The 18351-nt window shown below is 55.4% G+C and carries 18 protein-coding genes and 1 tRNA gene; 17 read left to right on the top strand and 2 right to left on the bottom strand.

The window, feature by feature from the left end; translation table 11 throughout:
- Positions 1–913, top strand: a 913-nt coding sequence (locus tag VNZ65_RS18235) for a phospholipase domain-containing protein (RefSeq protein WP_325671515.1), incomplete at its 5' end; no start/stop codon positions are given.
- 112 nt (positions 914–1025) lie between these two features.
- Positions 1026–2024 carry a phosphate/phosphite/phosphonate ABC transporter substrate-binding protein gene (phnD, locus tag VNZ65_RS18240; RefSeq protein ID WP_325671517.1) on the top strand — a complete coding sequence of 333 codons (999 nt, stop codon included), beginning with the start codon at positions 1026–1028 and terminating at the stop codon, positions 2022–2024.
- 38 nt (positions 2025–2062) lie between these two features.
- Here the strand turns inward: phnD and VNZ65_RS18245 are convergent, their stop codons facing one another.
- Positions 2063–2947, bottom strand: a complete 885-nt coding sequence (locus VNZ65_RS18245) for a LysR substrate-binding domain-containing protein (RefSeq protein WP_325671519.1) — start codon at positions 2945–2947, stop codon at positions 2063–2065.
- A gap of 393 nt (positions 2948–3340) precedes the next feature.
- Between VNZ65_RS18245 and psrA the strand changes: the two genes are divergently transcribed.
- The 8 genes from psrA to VNZ65_RS18285 all read left to right on the top strand — a co-directional run bounded on the left by psrA (position 3341) and on the right by VNZ65_RS18285 (position 13824).
- Positions 3341–4444 carry an iron-containing alcohol dehydrogenase PsrA gene (psrA, locus tag VNZ65_RS18250; RefSeq protein WP_325671520.1) on the top strand — a complete coding sequence of 368 codons (1104 nt, stop codon included), beginning with the start codon at positions 3341–3343 and terminating at the stop codon, positions 4442–4444.
- 263 nt (positions 4445–4707) lie between these two features.
- Entirely contained in the window at positions 4708–5934 is a 1227-nt protein-coding gene (locus VNZ65_RS18255) for an MFS transporter (protein WP_325671522.1), read from the top strand.
- A gap of 131 nt (positions 5935–6065) precedes the next feature.
- Complete coding sequence (gene phnA / locus VNZ65_RS18260) at positions 6066–7298, top strand: phosphonoacetate hydrolase (protein ID WP_325671524.1); 1233 nt, start codon at positions 6066–6068, stop codon at positions 7296–7298.
- Positions 7299–7379: 81 nt separating this feature from the next.
- Positions 7380–8837, top strand: coding sequence for a phosphonoacetaldehyde dehydrogenase (gene phnY, locus VNZ65_RS18265; protein ID WP_325671590.1), 1458 nt, complete (start codon positions 7380–7382; stop codon positions 8835–8837).
- Positions 8838–9192: 355 nt separating this feature from the next.
- Complete coding sequence (locus VNZ65_RS18270; RefSeq protein WP_325671592.1) at positions 9193–9942, top strand: Crp/Fnr family transcriptional regulator; 750 nt, start codon at positions 9193–9195, stop codon at positions 9940–9942.
- Positions 9943–10081: 139 nt separating this feature from the next.
- Positions 10082–12175, top strand: coding sequence for a PAS domain S-box protein (locus VNZ65_RS18275; protein WP_325671526.1), 2094 nt, complete (start codon positions 10082–10084; stop codon positions 12173–12175).
- 60 nt (positions 12176–12235) lie between these two features.
- Complete coding sequence (locus VNZ65_RS18280; RefSeq protein WP_325671528.1) at positions 12236–13120, top strand: response regulator; 885 nt, start codon at positions 12236–12238, stop codon at positions 13118–13120.
- Positions 13121–13515: 395 nt separating this feature from the next.
- The gene (locus VNZ65_RS18285; protein ID WP_325671530.1) at positions 13516–13824 is read left to right on the top strand and encodes a hypothetical protein; all 309 of its coding nucleotides are present in this window, start codon (positions 13516–13518) and stop codon (positions 13822–13824) included.
- Positions 13825–14198: 374 nt separating this feature from the next.
- Here the strand turns inward: VNZ65_RS18285 and VNZ65_RS18290 are convergent, their stop codons facing one another.
- Positions 14199–14462: a hypothetical protein gene (locus VNZ65_RS18290; protein WP_325671531.1), complete on the bottom strand. Its 264-nt coding sequence runs from the start codon at positions 14460–14462 to the stop codon at positions 14199–14201.
- Between the two features lie 349 nt (positions 14463–14811).
- Here VNZ65_RS18290 and VNZ65_RS18295 point away from each other — a divergent pair, with 349 nt between their 5' ends.
- The 7 genes from VNZ65_RS18295 (at position 14812) to VNZ65_RS18325 (ending at position 18276) form a co-directional block, all read left to right on the top strand.
- Positions 14812–15150 (top strand): helix-turn-helix transcriptional regulator, encoded by a 339-nt coding sequence (locus tag VNZ65_RS18295; RefSeq protein ID WP_325671533.1) that lies wholly within the window; start codon positions 14812–14814, stop codon positions 15148–15150.
- A 125-nt stretch (positions 15151–15275) separates the two neighbouring features.
- On the top strand, positions 15276–15518 hold the full coding sequence (locus VNZ65_RS18300; RefSeq protein WP_325671535.1) for a hypothetical protein: 243 nt from the start codon (positions 15276–15278) through the stop codon (positions 15516–15518).
- 165 nt (positions 15519–15683) lie between these two features.
- On the top strand, positions 15684–16004 hold the full coding sequence (locus tag VNZ65_RS18305) for a DUF4359 domain-containing protein (protein ID WP_325671537.1): 321 nt from the start codon (positions 15684–15686) through the stop codon (positions 16002–16004).
- A 92-nt stretch (positions 16005–16096) separates the two neighbouring features.
- Complete coding sequence (locus VNZ65_RS18310; protein ID WP_325671539.1) at positions 16097–16666, top strand: hypothetical protein; 570 nt, start codon at positions 16097–16099, stop codon at positions 16664–16666.
- A gap of 112 nt (positions 16667–16778) precedes the next feature.
- Positions 16779–16852 (top strand) — tRNA-Gly (locus tag VNZ65_RS18315).
- 131 nt (positions 16853–16983) lie between these two features.
- On the top strand, positions 16984–17691 hold the full coding sequence (trmB, locus tag VNZ65_RS18320) for a tRNA (guanosine(46)-N7)-methyltransferase TrmB (protein WP_325671541.1): 708 nt from the start codon (positions 16984–16986) through the stop codon (positions 17689–17691).
- 27 nt (positions 17692–17718) lie between these two features.
- On the top strand, positions 17719–18276 hold the full coding sequence (locus VNZ65_RS18325) for a hypothetical protein (protein WP_325671542.1): 558 nt from the start codon (positions 17719–17721) through the stop codon (positions 18274–18276).
- Positions 18277–18351: the final 75 nt, after the last annotated feature.

Raw genomic sequence — 18351 nt, forward strand, 5'->3', positions numbered from 1 at the left:
ACGGGTGCCGACCATCGTCTGCTCGCCTTGGAGCCGCGGCGGCTGGGTCGCCAGCGAGGTGTTCGATCACACCTCCACCATCCAGTTCCTGGAAAAATGGACCGGCGTCACCTGCCCCAACATCAGCCAGTGGCGGCGCGATATCTGCGGCGACCTCACGTCGTGTTTCGATTTCACCACCAGCAACGCCGCCTTCCCGGTGCTGCCGGACAGCGCCGCGCTGGCGGCCCTGGCCAGCAGCCAGAAGAGCCTGCCGAAACCGGTGCCGCCGGCCGCCAACACGGTCATGCCGCCGTATGAGGCCGGGCAAAAAGCCCTGCGCGTGCAACCCTACCAGCTGAACGGCTGGCTCACGCAAGACCTGGCCAACAAAGAAGTCTGGACCAACTGGAGCAATGGCGGCAGCAAGACGGCGCCGCTGCAGATCAACGCCAACAACTATCGCACCGACAATCCGTGGATCGACACCATGGCGGCCAACGCCACCTCGCGTCACTATTGGCATGCAATTGCCTATGGCAACGGCTACTACGACCTGGAGATGCTGGCGCCGAACCAGTTCTACCGCCGCTTCAAGGGCTATCTCAACGCCGCAGCGTGGCAGGGCCAGCCGGAACCGCTGGTGCAGCTGACCAATAATGGCGCCGGCCAGGCGGTCACCATCTTGTTCGACAACAGCGGCACCAGCAACACGGCAGTGTTTACCTTGCTGGACCGGATCACCTCGGCCAGCGCCAGCAGCCAGACCATCACGGTGGCGCCGCAGCAGACCGTCACCATTCAGTTCAGCACCACCAGCGGCTGGTACGACTTGAAGATCACGCTGGAAGGCGACAGCAATTTCATGCAGTCGATGGTGGGCTACACCGAAGGACAGCAAGGCTTGACACGGCCGCCGGTGTTGCGCTGGTAAGGCAGCAAGCTTTCTGGTGCTTGCCATGAACGACGGCGCCGGCCAGCGGTTAGCCAGGGCGCCGTCGTCACGAATTTTCACAGGGATTGAATAACAACTAGAAAGGCAATGCATGAAAATATCATGGAGAATCATCCTTGTTTTCTGCTCCGTGGCCGCATCATGCGCATTCGCCAAGGACGAGGACTTTCCAAAGCAGCTCACCGTCGGCCTGATAGCAACCACCACGGTCGAAGATACCGAAAAGCGCTGGCAGCCGGTCATCGATGATTTTGCAAGGTACACAAGAGCAGAAGTCCATGTGGTGGTTTCCACCGACTACAACAAGATTCTGGCCGGGCTGAAATCCAATGCCATCCAGGTAGCCTGGCTGGGCAACAAGGCTGCCTTGGATGCCGTGGAAGACCAGCACGCAACGATTTTCGCCCAGATGGTGAAGAGAGACGGTTCGCACGGCTACAACTCGGTGCTGATCACGCCGGTCGCCAGTCCGATCAAATCGCTGGCAGATATTTTGGCGAACAAAGGTGTCTATCGCTTCTATGACGGCGACAAGGGCTCAACCTCCGGCTATCTGGTGCCTGCTTACTACGCCTTCGCCAAAAACAAGGTGGAACCGGAAAGGCTGTTCAAGCAAATCACCACAGGCAACCACAAAAAGAACCTGCAAGCCGTGATCGACGGCCAGGTCGACGTCGCCACCAACAATACCGACGAGCTGGATCGCTTGAAAAAAGAGGCGCCCGACCAATTCAACAAGATACGCGTGATCTGGACCTCGCCCCTGATCTCCAACGATCCGCTGTTGTACCGCAAGGATTTGCCGGCCGCTGCCAAAGCCAGGATCGAAGAATTTTTCATTACTTACGGCAAACCGAAAAATCCGGCCAGTCAAGCCGACGTGCTGCAAAGCATACTGAATTTATCCGGCTTTCAGCATTCCACCGACGCCCAGCTAAAGCCCATCGCAGACATCGCCATGTTCGGACTCCTGCGCAGCAATATGTACGACGCCAGCTTGAGCACGGAACAAAAGCAAAAAGCGTTTGAAGAGATTACGGCTCGTTTCGGCAAACTCAGCGCCACCCTGGAAATGGCGCGCCTGCGCTAGCTGCCCGGCGCGCCAAGAATAATGCCGATGCGCCGACACTACTTTTTACGGCTAGTCTTCTGCAAGGTTTCCGACTCCAGCACGCTTCTAAGGAGCGGCCGGTTTTTTCGTACGGCGAGCGCGCACATGTAATAGTCGATGGTCACCGGCGCGTCTCTCAGCTTGATCGCTTTCGTTCCGGGTATCGCCATGTATTCGATTTCAGAGACGAAGCCGATGCCCAAGCCTTCCGCAATCGCATGCATGGTGGCTTCCCGGCTGTTAAGCTGCATGACGCAATTGATCTGGACGCCCTGCTTCTTGCACGCGTTCTCGAGCAGTTCGCGCGTCTTGGAGCCGGGTTCACGCATGATGACAGCTTCATTTTTTATGCTGGCCAACGGTACGGACGATCTGCTCGCCCAGGCATGGTCTTCTCTGACGACAGCGACAATGGGGTAGGTCCGGTACGGCACGACGTGCAAGCGCTTGTCGGTTTCTATGAAAGCCAGAATCGCTATGTCGATGGTGAAATCATAGAGCCGGGCGAGCGCTTCCTTTTCCGTGTTGATCGAGATCGCAAATTCAATGCCGGGATGCTTGCGCATTAAATCGTAGGTCAGGTTCATCACGACAGGCGGTGAAACTGCGCCGATACGCAGCAATCCTGTTTTTTGGGAATGCAGGCTTTGCAATAGCTGGACCGCCTCGTCTTCCTGACCGAAAATCCCTTCGGTAATTTCATATAGTCGCCGCCCCGCATCGGTTAATTCGACATGTCGGCCACGACGGTAAAACAGCTCGACGGAAAATCTGCTTTCCAATGCCTTGACCTGCTCGCTGATGGTTGGCTGACCTATTTTCAGGTAGACCGCCGCAGCGGTAAAACTATGCGTTTTGGCTACGGCATGGAACGAACGAATCCATTTATGGTACTGATACATAAAGCTCCTTCAAGAGCGCATCTTCTTCCGTGGCCACATGACCCCCCTGCCATTCAAAGCTACGCCATCAGCCATCAACTTACCGCAGCGAATCTCATCGCCGGACAAATCCGTTTGCTATCGATTACGCCGATAGATTATCTCCATGTATCGCTCTGAGCAACCAATATAGTCTTTCCGTTTTAAAAAGCAGAACAAGACAGTTACGGCTGCACTTGAAACGCGCGCCCCATGACTGCTCCATCAAATTTACCCGTGCGCCATCAAAACAGGAGCATTTTCTACTATCGTTTAAAACGATAGAAATAGAAGAATAATCGATTTGTACTAAGACCTGGGCGCGCCGACAATCAAATTACTGGAAATTCATAAGCAAAAAAACAGGAGACATTCATGACGCAACGATTCTGCAATCCGGTCGCAACCCATTTCGGTCCGGGCAGCCTGGAAGAACTGCCCCGTATCATCGGCGGCGCAAAAGTGGTGGTCGTGACGTTTCCGGAAGCGCGCTCCCTGGGTCTTGTAAAAAAGCTGGAGGACCTGCTAGGCGAGCAGCTGGGGTATGTCATTGAAAATGTCCACCCTAATCCGGATGTCGCCCAGCTGGCGGCAATGTATGAGCACTTCTGGCAGAACGCGGATGCATGCGATACGGTGGTGGCGCTGGGCGGCGGCAGCGCCATCGATACCGCCAAGGCATTGATCGTTGGAACGGCAGGCGGCAGTTTCGATGAACTGCTGGCCCTGCTTGCCAGCGGCAAGCCTTTCACGCCAAGCAAGATAAAGACGCTGATTGCCATCCCGACCACCGCAGGCACCGGCAGCGAAGTAACGCCATGGGCCACGATCTGGGATGCGGCGAAACAAAAAAAATATTCATTGCACCTGGATTGCACCTGGCCCAAGGCGGCTATCGTCGACCCCGAGCTGATGCTGACGCTGCCCAGGTCAATTACCGTTTCCACGGGACTGGACGCCCTGTCGCACGCGCTGGAATCGATCTGGAACGTCAATGCGAATCCGATTTCCGACACCTTCGCGATCAGCGCGATCCACGAGATCATGGCTTGCCTGCCGTTACTGGCGAAGGAACTCGATAACAAGGCGCTGCGATCGTCCATGGCGCTCGCGGCGATGAAGGCAGGATTGGCATTTTCCAATACCAAGACAGCTCTCGCCCACTCCATTTCCTACGAAATGACACTGCGCCATGGCTTGCCGCATGGGATCGCCTGCTCGTTCACGCTGCCCCTGGTCCTCGGCATGGCATGGGGTGAGTGTCCCGACAGAGACGCCGTCCTGCAGCAAGCGTTCAATTGCGACCGAAAAACCGCAGTAGCGCGCTTGCGCGACTTCCTGCACCAGCTGGAAGTCCGGACCGAATTTTCCGACTATGGCGTTTCAGGCGAAGAAGCGCAGGAGATGGTGCAGCACGCCATGCAGGGTGCGCGCGGGAAAAACTTTATCGGTGCAAAAGCCGCTGTCGCCTTGACATGAAGCACAGGCAGAAAGCCGTGAAGAATTTCACGAAGCAAATGATTTTCACATTTCCATGGAGGGGGCAAGCAGCCTGCAACAATACAAGATTCAAACTGATTAAATAATAAAAAATTACCTTTTCCAACCAAATAGGAACGAGGCTTTCCGGGGCATATCAACTCGGTTATCCTCTATAAAGGAGACACGCAATGAGTTACGTCTATACGGCGTCGGATCCGCTCGCGGCCACCGACACCAGCTTCCGCAGGGCGCAATGGAGAATGCTGCTGGCGGCGATGCTGTGTTATCTTTTCTTCTACACCGGCAGACAAACCTTCGGTTTTGCCATTCCCGGCATTCAAAAGGAGTTTGGCCTTACCAAAGAGACCTTGGGCTGGGTATCCAGTGCGATGCTATGGTCATATGCCATCGGCCAGGCCATCAACGGCAACCTCGCCGACAAGTTCGGCGGCCGCCGGATCATGAGTTTAGGCGCGATTCTTTCCTGCCTGGCCAACTGGATCGTCAGCTTTTCGAGCGGCTACGCGACCCTCATTATTCCATGGGGTGTTAACGGCTACTTTCAGGCATTGGGATGGGCGCCGGGCAGCCGCTTGCTGTCAAACTGGTGGGGCATCGGCGAACGAGGAAAAGTATATGGCTTCTACGTATTTGCCGCCGGCTGCGCCTCCGTGCTTTCTTACATCACCTCGATTGCCGTGCTCGACGTCTTGCATCTTGACTGGCGCTGGATATTCCGGATCCCTGTCCTGCTGATGCTTGGCGGCGGCATATTGTTCTATCTGATTGCCCGCGAACGGCCGGAAGACTTGGGGTTCAAGCCGCTAGATACTGGCGTTGCCAACCAGGGAGATGTCGCACATGCCGTCCATGATGAACAACAGGAGTCTTCCTGGGCCCGCTATAAGGCCGTGCTGAAGAACTGGCGCTTGATAGTGGCAGCCCTTTCCCTCGGTTTTCAGAACGCTGCCCGCTACGGCCTCATCGTTTGGGTCCCGGTCCATTTTTTCGGATCGAACTGGGCGAAGTCGCCGGACGCAATGATTGATCCCAAATGGATCAGCGTCGCTCTGCCGGTGGGCATGGCGATCGGCGCGCTCAGCAACGGCTGGATATCGGACAAACTGTTCGGCTCGAAGAGATATAAAGCCATCATGCTCTACATGGTGCTGGGTGCGCTGACGACCATGTGGATGTTCACGATACCCGGCAATTCGATGCTGGGAATCATGGCTTTGTTCCTCTGCGGCTTCTTTGTGTACGGGCCGGCGTCGTCGTTCTGGGCGCTATGTCCTGACCTGGTCGGCTCGCGCCGCGCCGGCACCGCCACCGGCATCATGAATTTTTCGTCTTACCTGTTTGCAGGTCTCGGCGAACCGCTGATCGGGAGAATGCTGGATCACTCTGGCAATACCGCATTGATATTTCCGATTGTCGCCGTCAGCTGCGTCATCAGCGCAGTGGTTGCCATGTTCATCAAACGCTGACAGGACTGCCCGGCCGTTTCATGTGACCCGTCCTTCATGCAGGCGCCTGCCATGGCAGGCCGCCGCTACATGCATGGTGAACATGCGGCGGCAGCTGCTCTCGATTTTCTCAAAAACCAGAAGGCTAAATTATGTCCAACAGCAAAACCCTGCAGGTCAATGGCCGCAGCTATCCGTGGATGAAGCAAGCTGTCGTGGTCGTCTGCGTCGACGGCTGTGAGCAGGAATATATCAATCAGGCGATCCAGGCCGGCGTCACACCGTTCCTGAAAAAATTGGCGGCGCAAGGAACCGTGCTTACCGGCGATTGCGTAGTACCCAGCTTTACCAATCCAAACAATTTGTCGATAGTCACCGGCGCCCCGCCTTCCGTGCATGGCATCTGCGGCAATTACTTCCTGGATCGCGAGGCCAATCAGGAAGTCATGATGAATGACGCCAAATACCTGCGCGCCGGCACCCTGTTCGAGGCCTTCTCGAACGCCGGCGCCAAGGTCGCCGTGATCACCGCCAAGGACAAATTGCGCAGTTTGCTCGGTCACAAGATGCGCGGCGGCATTTGCTTCTCGGCAGAGAAAGCCGATCAGGCCACGCTGGAGCAGAACGGCGTAGAAAATCTGCTGGAACTGGTCGGCATGCCGCTGCCGTCGGTGTATAGCGCCGAACTGTCGGAGTTTGTGTTTGCCGCCGGCGTCAAGCTGCTGGAGACACAACGCCCGGACATCATGTATCTCTCCACCACCGATTACATCCAGCATAAATTTGCCCCCGGCACCCCGGGCGCGAATGCCTTTTACGCCATGATGGATCACTACCTGACCCAGCTCGATGCGCTGGGCGCGGTGATCGGCCTGACCGCCGACCATGGCATGAACGCCAAGACCGACAGCGCCGGCACGCCCAACGTGATTTACCTGCAGGACGTGCTGGATGCCAAAGCCGGGAATGGCAAAACCCGCGTCATCTTGCCGATCACCGATCCGTATGTCGTACACCACGGCGCACTGGGTTCTTACGCCACCGTATATCTGAATGAAGGCGCGGACCTGGCAAGCGTTACGCGGCAGATTAGCGCAATTCCTGGCATCGAACTGGTGTTGACGCGCAGCGAGGCCGCCGCCCGCTTTGAGCTGCCCGAGGACCGCATCGGCGACCTGGTGGTGGTCAGCGAACGCCTGACGGTAATCGGCACCTCAGCCAGCCGCCACGACCTGTCCGAACTGAAGCTGCCCTTGCGCTCGCACGGCGGCATCTCGGAACAGCGCGTGCCGTTGATGTTTAATCGCCGCCTTGGTGCGATTCCGTCTGACCATCGGCTGCGCAACTTTGACGTGTTTTTTCTGGCAATGAATGCTGCTGCCTGATGTCTGTACTGCACCACTGGCCCAGGCGGATGGCGCTTGGCAGTGACGCTGACAATTAACTAATCCGGAGATGAAATGTCGATGCTAAGCGAACTGAAAAAAATCAAGGAAGGCGAACCACTGCGCCAGAAGATGCGGATTGCCGGCAAGCTGGTGGGCAATGAGCGCCTGATCGAGGTGCTCAATCCCTACAACGGCAAACTGGTCGGGACGATCCCGAAGGCGACTGTCGGCGATATCCGCGACGCCTTCCGCATCGCGCGGCAGTTCAAGTCAACGCTGACGCGCTTCGAGCGCTCCAGGATCATGCTGCGGGCGGCCGAAATTTTGCGCGCCAATACCGATGCCGTTTCCGACCTGATCACCGCCGAAGCCGGACTGTGCAAGAAAGATTCTCTGTATGAAGTGGGCCGCGCCTGCGATGTCTTCGTATTTGCCGCCAATCAGGCGCTGGTGGATGACGGCCAGGTCTTTTCCTGCGACCTGACGCCGCACGGCAAGCAGCGCAAGGTCTACACCATGAAAGAACCGTTGCTCGGAGCGATCTCCGCCATTACGCCGTTCAATCATCCGCTGAACCAGGTTGCGCACAAAGTGGCGCCATCGATTGCGACCAACAACCGGATGGTGCTGAAGCCGACCGAGAAGACACCGTTTTCCGCCCTGCTGCTGGCCGACATCTTGTATGAAGCCGGATTGCCGCCGGAGATGTTTTCGGTCGTCACCGGCGACCCGAAAGAAATCGCCGATGAGATGCTGACCAATGCCGATGTCGATCTGGTCACCTTTACCGGCGGCGTGCCGATCGGGAAATACATCGCCGGCAAGGCCGTCTACAAGCGCCAGGTGCTGGAACTGGGCGGCAATGATCCGATCATCGTGATGGAAGATGCCGATATTGAAGAAGCCGCGACCTTGGCAGTATCGGGATCGTACAAGAATTCCGGCCAACGCTGCACCGCGATCAAGCGCATGATCGTGCATCAGGCGGTAGCGGACGAATTCGTCGAGAAGCTGGTCGCCAAGACCCGGGCGATCAAGTATGGCGATCCGATGGACCCGAACAACGATATGGGAACGGTAATCGACGAACGTGCGGCAATAGAGTTCGAAGCCAAGGTCAAGGATGCCGAGCGCCACGGCGCCAAACTCTTATATGGCAATAACCGCAACGGCGCGGTATATGCGCCGACCGTACTGGACCACGTCCCCGCCGACTGCAAGCTGGTTGCCGAAGAAACCTTCGGACCGGTATCCCCGGTGATACGCTGCACCGATATTGCCGATGCCATCCGGATCTCCAATTCGACACCGTATGGCTTGTCGTCCTCGGTCTGCACCAACCGCATGGACTACATCACCCGTTTCGTCCGCGAACTGGAAGTCGGCAGCGTCAATGTCAGAGAAGTGCCGGGCTATCGTCTGGAGCTGACCCCGTTTGGCGGCATCAAGGACTCCGGGCTCGGCTACAAGGAAGGCGTGCTGGAAGCCATGAAGAGCTTTTCCAACACCAAGACTTACTCGCTGCCATGGAACTGAGCTGAGCTGCCTGTCGCCGGCGCAGCCAACGCCGGGCGACAACAATGGCGCTCGGGACGTTATTTGGTGGGGGCCCCAGCAGTTTCATCGCTAGCAGCACCGTGAGAAATAATTATGACGTCATTGCGGACTGGCATCCCGTTCATAAATTTCTCCGAATGCAGTTCAGCACGCCGTCGGTGTTGTTTTTTGGCACTATTTCAACCCCTTATATGCAATAACGCAGATTCAACGGCGCCGCGGCGCAATCCGGTCCAGGCGGACTGATTGCGCGTGTTACCTTGCTTGATGCGGTGATTCTTCGATTTCCGCTTTTATGATCTGCAAGTCAAAGACAGGGAGCGGGAGCACGGATATGTTCAGTACACCTGATCCAAATCAGAATCATCTCCTGGCAGCTTTACTTGACACTGAATTCGATCGCCTGGCGCCGCATCTGGAGTTAATCCCCATGCGGCTGGGCGACCTGCTCTACGATTCCGGCGACAAGCTGCAGCATGTCTATTTTCCGATCACATCGATTGTCTCCCTGCAATACCTTCTGGAAAACGGCGGATCTTCCGAAATTGCGGGCGTTGGCAATGAGGGTATATTAGGAATTTCTCTTTTCATGGGCGGCGACAGCACGCCCAGCCGCGCCGTGGTGCAGACCGGCGGCCATGGTTATCGCCTCAAGTCGCACATATTGATTGAAGAATTCAATCGCGCCGGGCCGGTGATGCGTCTGTTGCTTCGCTACACCCAGGCTCTGCTCACACAAATGAGCCAGACTGCCGTGTGCAATCGCCATCATTCGCTGGACCAGCAATTGTGCCGCTGGCTGCTGCTGACACTGGATCGCCTACCCTCGAACGAACTGACGATTACCCAGGAATTGATTGCCAATATGCTGGGTGTGCGACGCGAGGGAGTCACCGAAGCAGCCGGCAAGTTGCAAAGTCTCGGTTTTATCAGTTATCGGCGCGGTCATATCACCGTGCTGGACCGGGCAGGCCTGACCAGCAACGTTTGCGAATGCTATGGCGTCGTCAAGAAGGAATTTGCGCGTTTGTTGTCTGATGTACACCAGCGTCAGGGCAAACCGGCGCCAAGCCGGCCGGGCTGACACCGCAGGTACTTGCAAAAGGTGCTTGCAACAGAAACGATAGGCAATGCTAACCGCCCGTGTCGACCTTACAGATTCACAAATACCTTGTTTGAGCCGAGGCTAGCGCTCAGTTGTAAGCCCATCAGAATCTGAATTTATGCCTATCATAGAAAACACCGCTGTCGAACAGCTACCGCAAGCAGTACAGCAGCCATTGTTGAAGGCGGGGGCCTTGCAAGACGCCATTTTCAACAGCGCCAACTTCTCTTGCATCGCCACCGACGCCCAAGGCGTGATTCAGATTTTCAATGTCGGCGCTGAACGCATGTTGGGTTACAAGGCAGAGGACGTAGTAGACAAAATCACACCGGCCGGCATTTCGGATGCGCAGGAATTGCTTGCCCGTGCCGCATCCCTGAGCCTTGAACTGGATACCCAGATCACGCCAGGCTTTGAGGCGCTGGTGTTCAAGGCCTCGCGCGGCATTGAAGACATCTACGAATTGACCTATATCCGCAAGGATGGCAGCCGTTTCCCGGCGATGGTGTCAGTCACCGCACTGCGCGATGTGCAAGAAAAAGTGATCGGCTACCTCCTGATCGGCACTGACAACACGGCGCGCAAACAAGTCGAAGCCGAGCAGGCACTGCTCGATCAGCGCCTGCGCGACCAGCAGTTCTACACGCGCTCCTTGATCGAATCGAATATCGACGCCTTGATGACAACCGATCTCCGCGGCATCATCAGCGACGTCAACCAGCAGATGGAAGCACTGACCGGCTGCACGCGCGATGAATTGATAGGCGCCCCGTTCAAAAATTATTTTACCGATCCCGAACGTGCCGAGGCTGCGATCACGCGGGTGCTGCACGAAGGCAAGGTTACCAATTATGAATTGACCGCCCACGCCAGGGATGGCACGGAAACGGTAGTCTCGTATAACGCTACCACGTTCCATAACCGCGACAACAAGTTGCAGGGCGTGTTCGCGGCCGCCCGCGACGTCACCGACCGCAAGCAATTCGAACGTACGCTGCAAGAAAATAACGTCGAACTGGAAAATGCAAAGGCGGCTGCGGAAAAGGCCAATCTGGCGAAATCGGATTTCCTGTCCAGCATGAGCCATGAATTACGCACCCCGCTCAATGCCGTGCTCGGATTCGCGCAGCTGATGGCATCCGACATACCGCCGCCGTCATCCGCGCAGAAGCTCTCGATCGATCAGATTTTGCAGGCCGGATGGTATCTGCTGCGCCTGATTAATGAAATCCTCGACCTGGCGATGATCGAGTCGGGCAAGGTGACGTTATCGCAAGAGTCGATGTCGCTCACTGAGGTGATACAGGACTGCCAGGCAATGATCGAACCGCAGGCGCACAAGCGCGGGGTGCAGATGAGTTTCCCGCTTCTTGACGATCTCTTTTATATTCATGCCGACCGGACCAGGGTCAAGCAAGTGATGGTCAACCTGCTGTCGAATGCGATTAAATACAATCGGGTCGACGGCAAGGTCGTCGTCAAATGCGCGATGAGCGGTGAGGATCGGGTCCGTGTAAGCGTTACCGATACCGGCGCCGGCCTGACGCCAGAACAGATAGCGCAATTATTCCAGCCGTTCAACCGGCTCGGGCAAGAGAGTAGCATCGAAGAAGGCACGGGCATCGGCCTGGTGGTCACCAAACAGCTGGTCGAGTTGATGGGCGGCGTCCTCGGCGTCGAAAGCAGCGTCGGTGTCGGCAGTGTATTCTGGGTCGAATTGCCCGCATCAAGCGCGCCGGAACTGGCGCTTGACAGCATCGACAAGCACAACGCGGATAAACGGGATCATACGGCGGCGCACGCGTCGCACTCCCTGCGCACACTGCTCTATGTTGAGGACAATCCCGCCAACCTGTTCCTGGTCGAGCAATTGATTGCGCGGCGCGGCGATTTAAAACTGCTGACCGCCATCAATGGCCATCTGGGTATACAGATGGCGCGCGTTCATCAGCCGGACGTGATTCTGATGGATATCAATTTGCCCGGCATCAGCGGTTATGGTGTCTTGAAAATTCTGCTCGAAGACGCGGCGACGGCGCACATCCCCATCATGGCGCTGTCGGCCAACGCCGTTCCACGCGATATACAGAAAGGCATGGAAGCCGGCTTCTTCCGTTATTTGACCAAGCCAATCGAGGTCGTCGAATTCATGGATGCCCTCGAAGTCGCGTTGCGCCATGCGGAACAAAACGGTTTACCGAACGGCGCCTAGGCAGTGACGGAATGCCACTTGATTCATTGGTAGGTGAACGACTTTTTTGGGAACAACGCAATGCTTGATGCAGCCGAAATTTTAAAAGCCAGAATCCTGATCGTTGATGATCAGAAAGCCAATGTCCTGTTGCTCGAGCAAATGCTGCGCAATGCCGGTTACATGCACATCACGTCGACCATGGATCCCCATGCAGTCTGCCCTCTACACCTGGCGCATCGCTACCACTTGATTTTGCTCGATCTGCAAATGCCGGATATGGATGGCTTCCAGGTCATGGAAGGCTTGAAGGAAATCGAAACGACGGGATATTTGCCGGTATTGGTCATCACGGCGCAACCGGCACATAAGCTGCGCGCTCTGCAAGCCGGCGCCAAGGATTTTGTCAGTAAGCCATTCGACTTGATTGAAGTGCAGACACGCATCCACAACATGCTGGAAGTCCGGCTGCTGTATCAAAAGCTGGACAACTACAACAAGATACTGGAACAGACGGTACTGGAACGCACAGCAGAACTGCGCGAGAGCGAAGCCCGCTTCAAGAGTTTGACGGAACTTTCATCGGACTGGTATTGGGAACAGGATTCGCAAGGGAAATTTACCAAAATTTCCGGCCCGGTCATTGAAATGCTCGGCATCGCCACGGACGACACATCCGGTGTGAGCGGCGTCGCAGCGACAGGACGATGGAATGAGGCCGAGCGCGCGCAACTCAACGACAACATAGCTAACCGACGCCCATTCCTCGATTTTGTCTACAGCCGCACCAATGCCGATGGCACCCTGCAATATCTTCAAGTCAGCGGGGAACCGATGTTCGATTCGACCAGCCTTTTTATCGGCTATCGCGGAATCGGCATGGACGTCACCGACCGCATGCACCGCGATCAGGAAGAAAGGCATCTGCGCGGCGACACGAACAAAATCGTTGACGGCACGGATTAACCCGCATTCGCCGGCCCGCCTGATGGCCTAGCCGGATTTTCGGCTCGCCGTCTCACAGTAAGCCGATTTCTAGCTAAGCCTCCCATCCACGGTTTTCGTCCGATCCAGGCGAGGCAGCATCACGCCGCTCAGGCTAGCTGCCTGCCATCCCAAACTGCCGGATCATCTCCCGCTACGCGTGACCAGCCAACTTTCCGGCGCTATGTGCGCGGCCGCACGGTTCTTCTTCACAATCAAGCCTATAACTAGCTTCGTCACGGTAAGCATCGCGGCAGCCGAAAGGCAATATCCGCGTCGGACAAAGACTTCCTGGAGAAGCAAGCGCAACCCTGGCTCGCTGCGCCAGCAGCTTTCTGTTGAAGCGTTTAAATAGAGCAGTCTTGCAGGAGTAAAAAATGGATAAATATCTCACCATAGCCGCTGGAATAATGACCGTCGCCATACTGATGATGGCGGCTGCACGAGCCAGGGCAGGAGGCGTTGACGTGAATGTGAATATTGGCGTTCCCGGCGCATATCAAGCCCCGGTCTATGTGCAAGCTCGTCCACTGTACATGCAGCCGGAGGCGGTTTATGTGCAAGCACGCCCTGCCTATATTCCGGCAGAACGTGAACAAGAATGGCGTGAGCGCCAGCTGAGGGCCAGCCAGTGGCAAAGGGAACATAGCCATGATCGCGACAGACAGCACGGCCACGACGACTGATCCGTTCGAGCGAAAGTGTGCGCGCCGCCGAAAAGCCTCCCGTAGCGCACGCACGATTCCACATCCGGATGTGATGAATAGAGTTTGACGTGATTGCAAAGCTTACTGAATTTTTATTGCCACTAACTACACAAGGGTTGACATGAGAACATTCATACATCTGTACCGCTATTATCGGCGAGGCGGTTACCATATGGTTCCAGCGATGAAGCGAGCGAGCCGCGCCTGGGGCCACGGATTTTAAACAGGCGTCTCGCTAGCGCCCAGGACGGCGATAAAAGAAATTCCTTGGCTGAAGCGTTGGAAGAATATATGCCTGCCAGCGAATCCTGTGGAGGCTATTGAGCTGTAGCACATTTGTGCCACATCTCAGATCACACCTTGCGTTTGCCATTCTCTGCACTCCCATGCATGTCGTTAAGCACATCGATATGGCCTTGCGCACGCTCCGACAACATGCGCGCAGCGGCCATCGCCATGCGCGTCAGGCTCTCGGTGTCGGCCACATTCAGCGGCGGCGGAGCGGCATCGTCGCGCTGCTCGCGCGCAAGATCGCTGGCATGGATCAGCGACAGACAGGTTTGAATGCCCAGGCTGATATCCAGCGTGATGGCCACGAATTGCGCCGATGCATTCATGCGCAGATCTTCCGTTAACCACGAAAATGATTGATGCGTGGCTTCGGGGAACGAATGAGTGGGTGAAGGAATGCCATTCATAGCGTACTCCTGATATGCAGTTGATCAATCTCGGGCTTTTCCAACGTGCGCTGCGAGGCTCTTTGTACTGGAAAATTTTTACACGGAAATTCTATAAACCGATTGCGTCAATTTCCCATATGTTCAGAGCTGATGAAGATATCTGCGGCGTTGAGATAATATAACAATACAAACTCAATATGCTTAGTATAGGCGTATTAAGTTATTACATAAAAATACTCACTAGGACAACATAAGTTGCTTCAACATAGCAATTTATAGCCAGTCCATGAGTGACAACATCGCAAGACGAATAGGGAAAAATATCGCAGCCGCCCGAAAGGCGAGCAAGCGAACTCAGGCGGACGTAGCTGAGGCGGTAGGGATAGACACGGTATCGCTGTCGCGAATCGAGCGCGGCGTTGTCACGCCAGGGTTGCCAACGCTGGACAAGATTGCGGATGAATTACGCGTCCCGGTTGGAAGACTATTTGACGGAGCGTCAGCAAATACCAGTGCATTGGCAGACAACATCATTTCGCAGCTGGAACCACTAAAAGATGCAGACCGCTTGTTCTTGGTCGAACAAGTGCAAATATGGGCCAAGAAGCTGGCTGCAAAAAAATAACTGTGCGATGACTGCCATTTGATAGCTTTGGCACTCTCGAATAAAACTTGCGTGTGACCAAACAAAAAAAAACCCACCACGTCAAAATCTTGACGCATCCTCATCGATGGATAGGAGACCCTCCAATGAAACCACAATTCAATTTGGCCGCTTGCCTGATCGTTTTCCTGGCTGGATGCTCCACCCCGCCAGCGCCCGCACCTGGATCGGATCGCGATGAACACGGCTGCATCGCCTCGGCAGGATATTCGTGGTGTACCGGCACGAATCAATGCGAACGGCCCTGGGAGCTCTCCCAGAAGAACGGTTTAGATAAGTCGAGGGAAGCGTTCAACGAATTCTGTAAGAATCCATCTGCGAAGCAGTAATCCACGCTCAAGGAGATGGAATCTTTTGTCGAATTAAAAGAGATGCAGATGATCGAAATGAAGTTTCAAGCGATGCACTGTCTCACCGTTTGCAAGCCTGCACACGATGTCAGAGTTCGCCACATTGACGAAAAAAAAGAGTAAGGGCTATCCGAGGTGCGAATAATGAAACCATCAGCAACCATCGTAGTGCTGTCGATTGTAGGGTTGTTGGCATTCACAAATCCAAAACTAGACAGCTATGAGCAGCACATTCATCAAATAATCACCCAAGAAGCCAGTAAACGGGATGACTTAACCAGGACACTCGGGACGCTATTTGGAGGGGTGGCCAGCAGTTTCATCGCTAGCAGCACGGTGAGAAATAATTACGTTCTGTTTAGTACTTACGACTCCGATCTGGGAAATCAACATCTGAAATTTGTGGGTATTCTTGGTAATTTCTTTCAGATTTCACAGTCACAAAGCAACGACCATTTACCGTGATCACATAGTATTTTCCGTACATTCGGACATTCATCCCATTCAATTTTATGCTCCTCAAGAAAGAGCATTCATGCCTGAAAATACTATCTTCGATGACAAAAAATCTTCTGGCTATTTGCATTTTTCTTAGCATCGTAGCTTGCTCCACCTCACCATTGTCTGTCGACAGAGACGCAAACGTTAAGAGAGACATTGGACACGCCCTGTGGCGACTTGCAAACCATGATGAACTGGCATCTCCTGCTGACTTGTTAAAATATTTCAAGTTGTCTTCAGCATCGTTTTCCGTAAAAGGCAAAGACAGCTACCAGGAATTTTCTTCAATTTCTGCCCCGCTGATCAAGCTGTTCGCCTTTATGTCCAACCATCCAAATTCCCCTACGAGATATCACACAATCAACATAGTTTTTAGAGAAAATATCTGCATTTCACCCCAGGATCTAATACCATTTTTTGGTAAGGCGCATCAAACCAATGACCAAGTCATCCACGTCATGGGCGCGACACCGAATGACGGATTCCTACACAGTTCCGTTACAGAAAATTTTTGGCATAAATTTGATGACATGGACACCAACATTAGTCTTGGGCAAAGCTGCGCATCTTCCATCACTATCACGCAAGACTACCATCCGGCTATTCCAGATATAGGGCCAAGATGACAATCGAACAATGCGATCACACTTCGGATGGATCGGCCATCACATTCCCCATCCCCTCAAACATCTTTCAAGTTTGCAAACCCCGCCAAAACCCGCGTAAAATGCGCCTATCGCGGGTGTAGTTCAATGGTAGAACGAAAGCTTCCCAAGCTTTAGACGAGGGTTCGATCCCCTCTACCCGCTCCAGGCCAGCGTTGGCACCCGCTTTTCCAGGGTGCCATTTGTATTTTTGAGGCAGGTATTTGTCTGGCGTTACAATGGCGCTACCCGCAAGGCCAATCCAGCGCCTGCTTCGTTCCACCTAAAGTTTAATTAGCATGTCAGAAAACAAATCCGGCAAACCCCTCTTCTATGATCCGACCGAACACCGGATCCGCAGCTTTGTCACGCGCGCCGGGCGCTTGTCGACGGCGCAGGCGCGTGCCATCGAGGAACTGGGGCCGCAATTCTGTGTCTCATATAACAAGGCAGAAGTCGATCTGGCGCAGGTGTTCGGACGCACTGCGCCGACTATCCTGGAGATCGGCTTCGGCATGGGCGAGACCTCGGCCAAGATTGCGGCCGGCATGCCAGAAAAGAATTTCGTCGGCGTCGAGGTTCATACCCCGGGCGTTGGCAGCTTGCTGAAACTGATCGGCGAGCAGCAATTGAGCAATTTGCGCCTGATCCAGCACGATGCGGTGGAAGTGCTGACCAACATGATTGCGCCTGGCTCGCTGGCCGGCGCCCATGTGTTCTTTCCCGATCCCTGGCACAAGGCGCGTCATAACAAGCGGCGCCTGATCCAGGGGCCGCTGGTGAGCCTGCTGGCCTCGCGCATTGCCCCAGGCGGGTATCTGCATTGCGCGACCGACTGGCAGGAGTATGCTGAACAGATGCTGGAAGTGCTGAGCGCCGAACCGCTGCTGAAGAATACCGCCGAGACTTACGCGGAGCGGCCGGAGTATCGGCCGGTGACCAAGTTCGAGAATCGCGGCTTGCGGCTGGGGCATGGCGTCTGGGATCTGGTGTTCACGCGCGTTTGAGCTGAATTGTTAGAGGAAGTCCGCACTATGTTGATAAGCCGAGTTTTTCCCCGCATTGACCGCCGGCTGGCCGCGCTTGCTGCCTCGGCAGCGCTACTTGCCCTGTCCCATCTTTCGCTGGCGCAGGCGGGAGAGCAGGCAACACCGCTGCCGCCGGGAACGATCACGGTGGAGGATACCCATTACCAGCCCGCGGCGCCCGGTTCGGCGACGCAGTTGCCGGCTGGTTCTGGCAAGCCGTCGGCCGAGAACATGGTTGAGGCTGCGAAACGCGATGCCGGCAAGATAGACCGCGAGTTGCGCAAGGATGCGCCGCCCAAGGAGGCTGCCGCGAAGAGCGCGGAGCCGACCATGCAGCAGAAGCTGGAAATGGGCCTTGCCCCTGCGGCCGCGCCGGCGCCACGCTCGCCCAAGGAAACCACCATGGAAGACATCACGCTGCCTAACGGCCAGCGGGTCACCAAGGTGACCGGACCGACCGGCACCTATTGCGTCACCCAGATTTCGGTCGGCAACACCAAGGGCGAAGACATCATGCAGAAGGGCGCGATTTCGCGCACCACTTCCTGCGGCGCCGGCTTTTGAAGCAATTTGACCGTGCGGGGCATGCAATTTCGGCAAAATGCCCGTGCAGTACCCCGCCATTCGGTACAATCCCTC

Origin of the sequence: Collimonas sp., assembly GCF_035566555.1 — a bacterium.
Lineage (GTDB): Bacteria > Pseudomonadota > Gammaproteobacteria > Burkholderiales > Burkholderiaceae_D > Collimonas.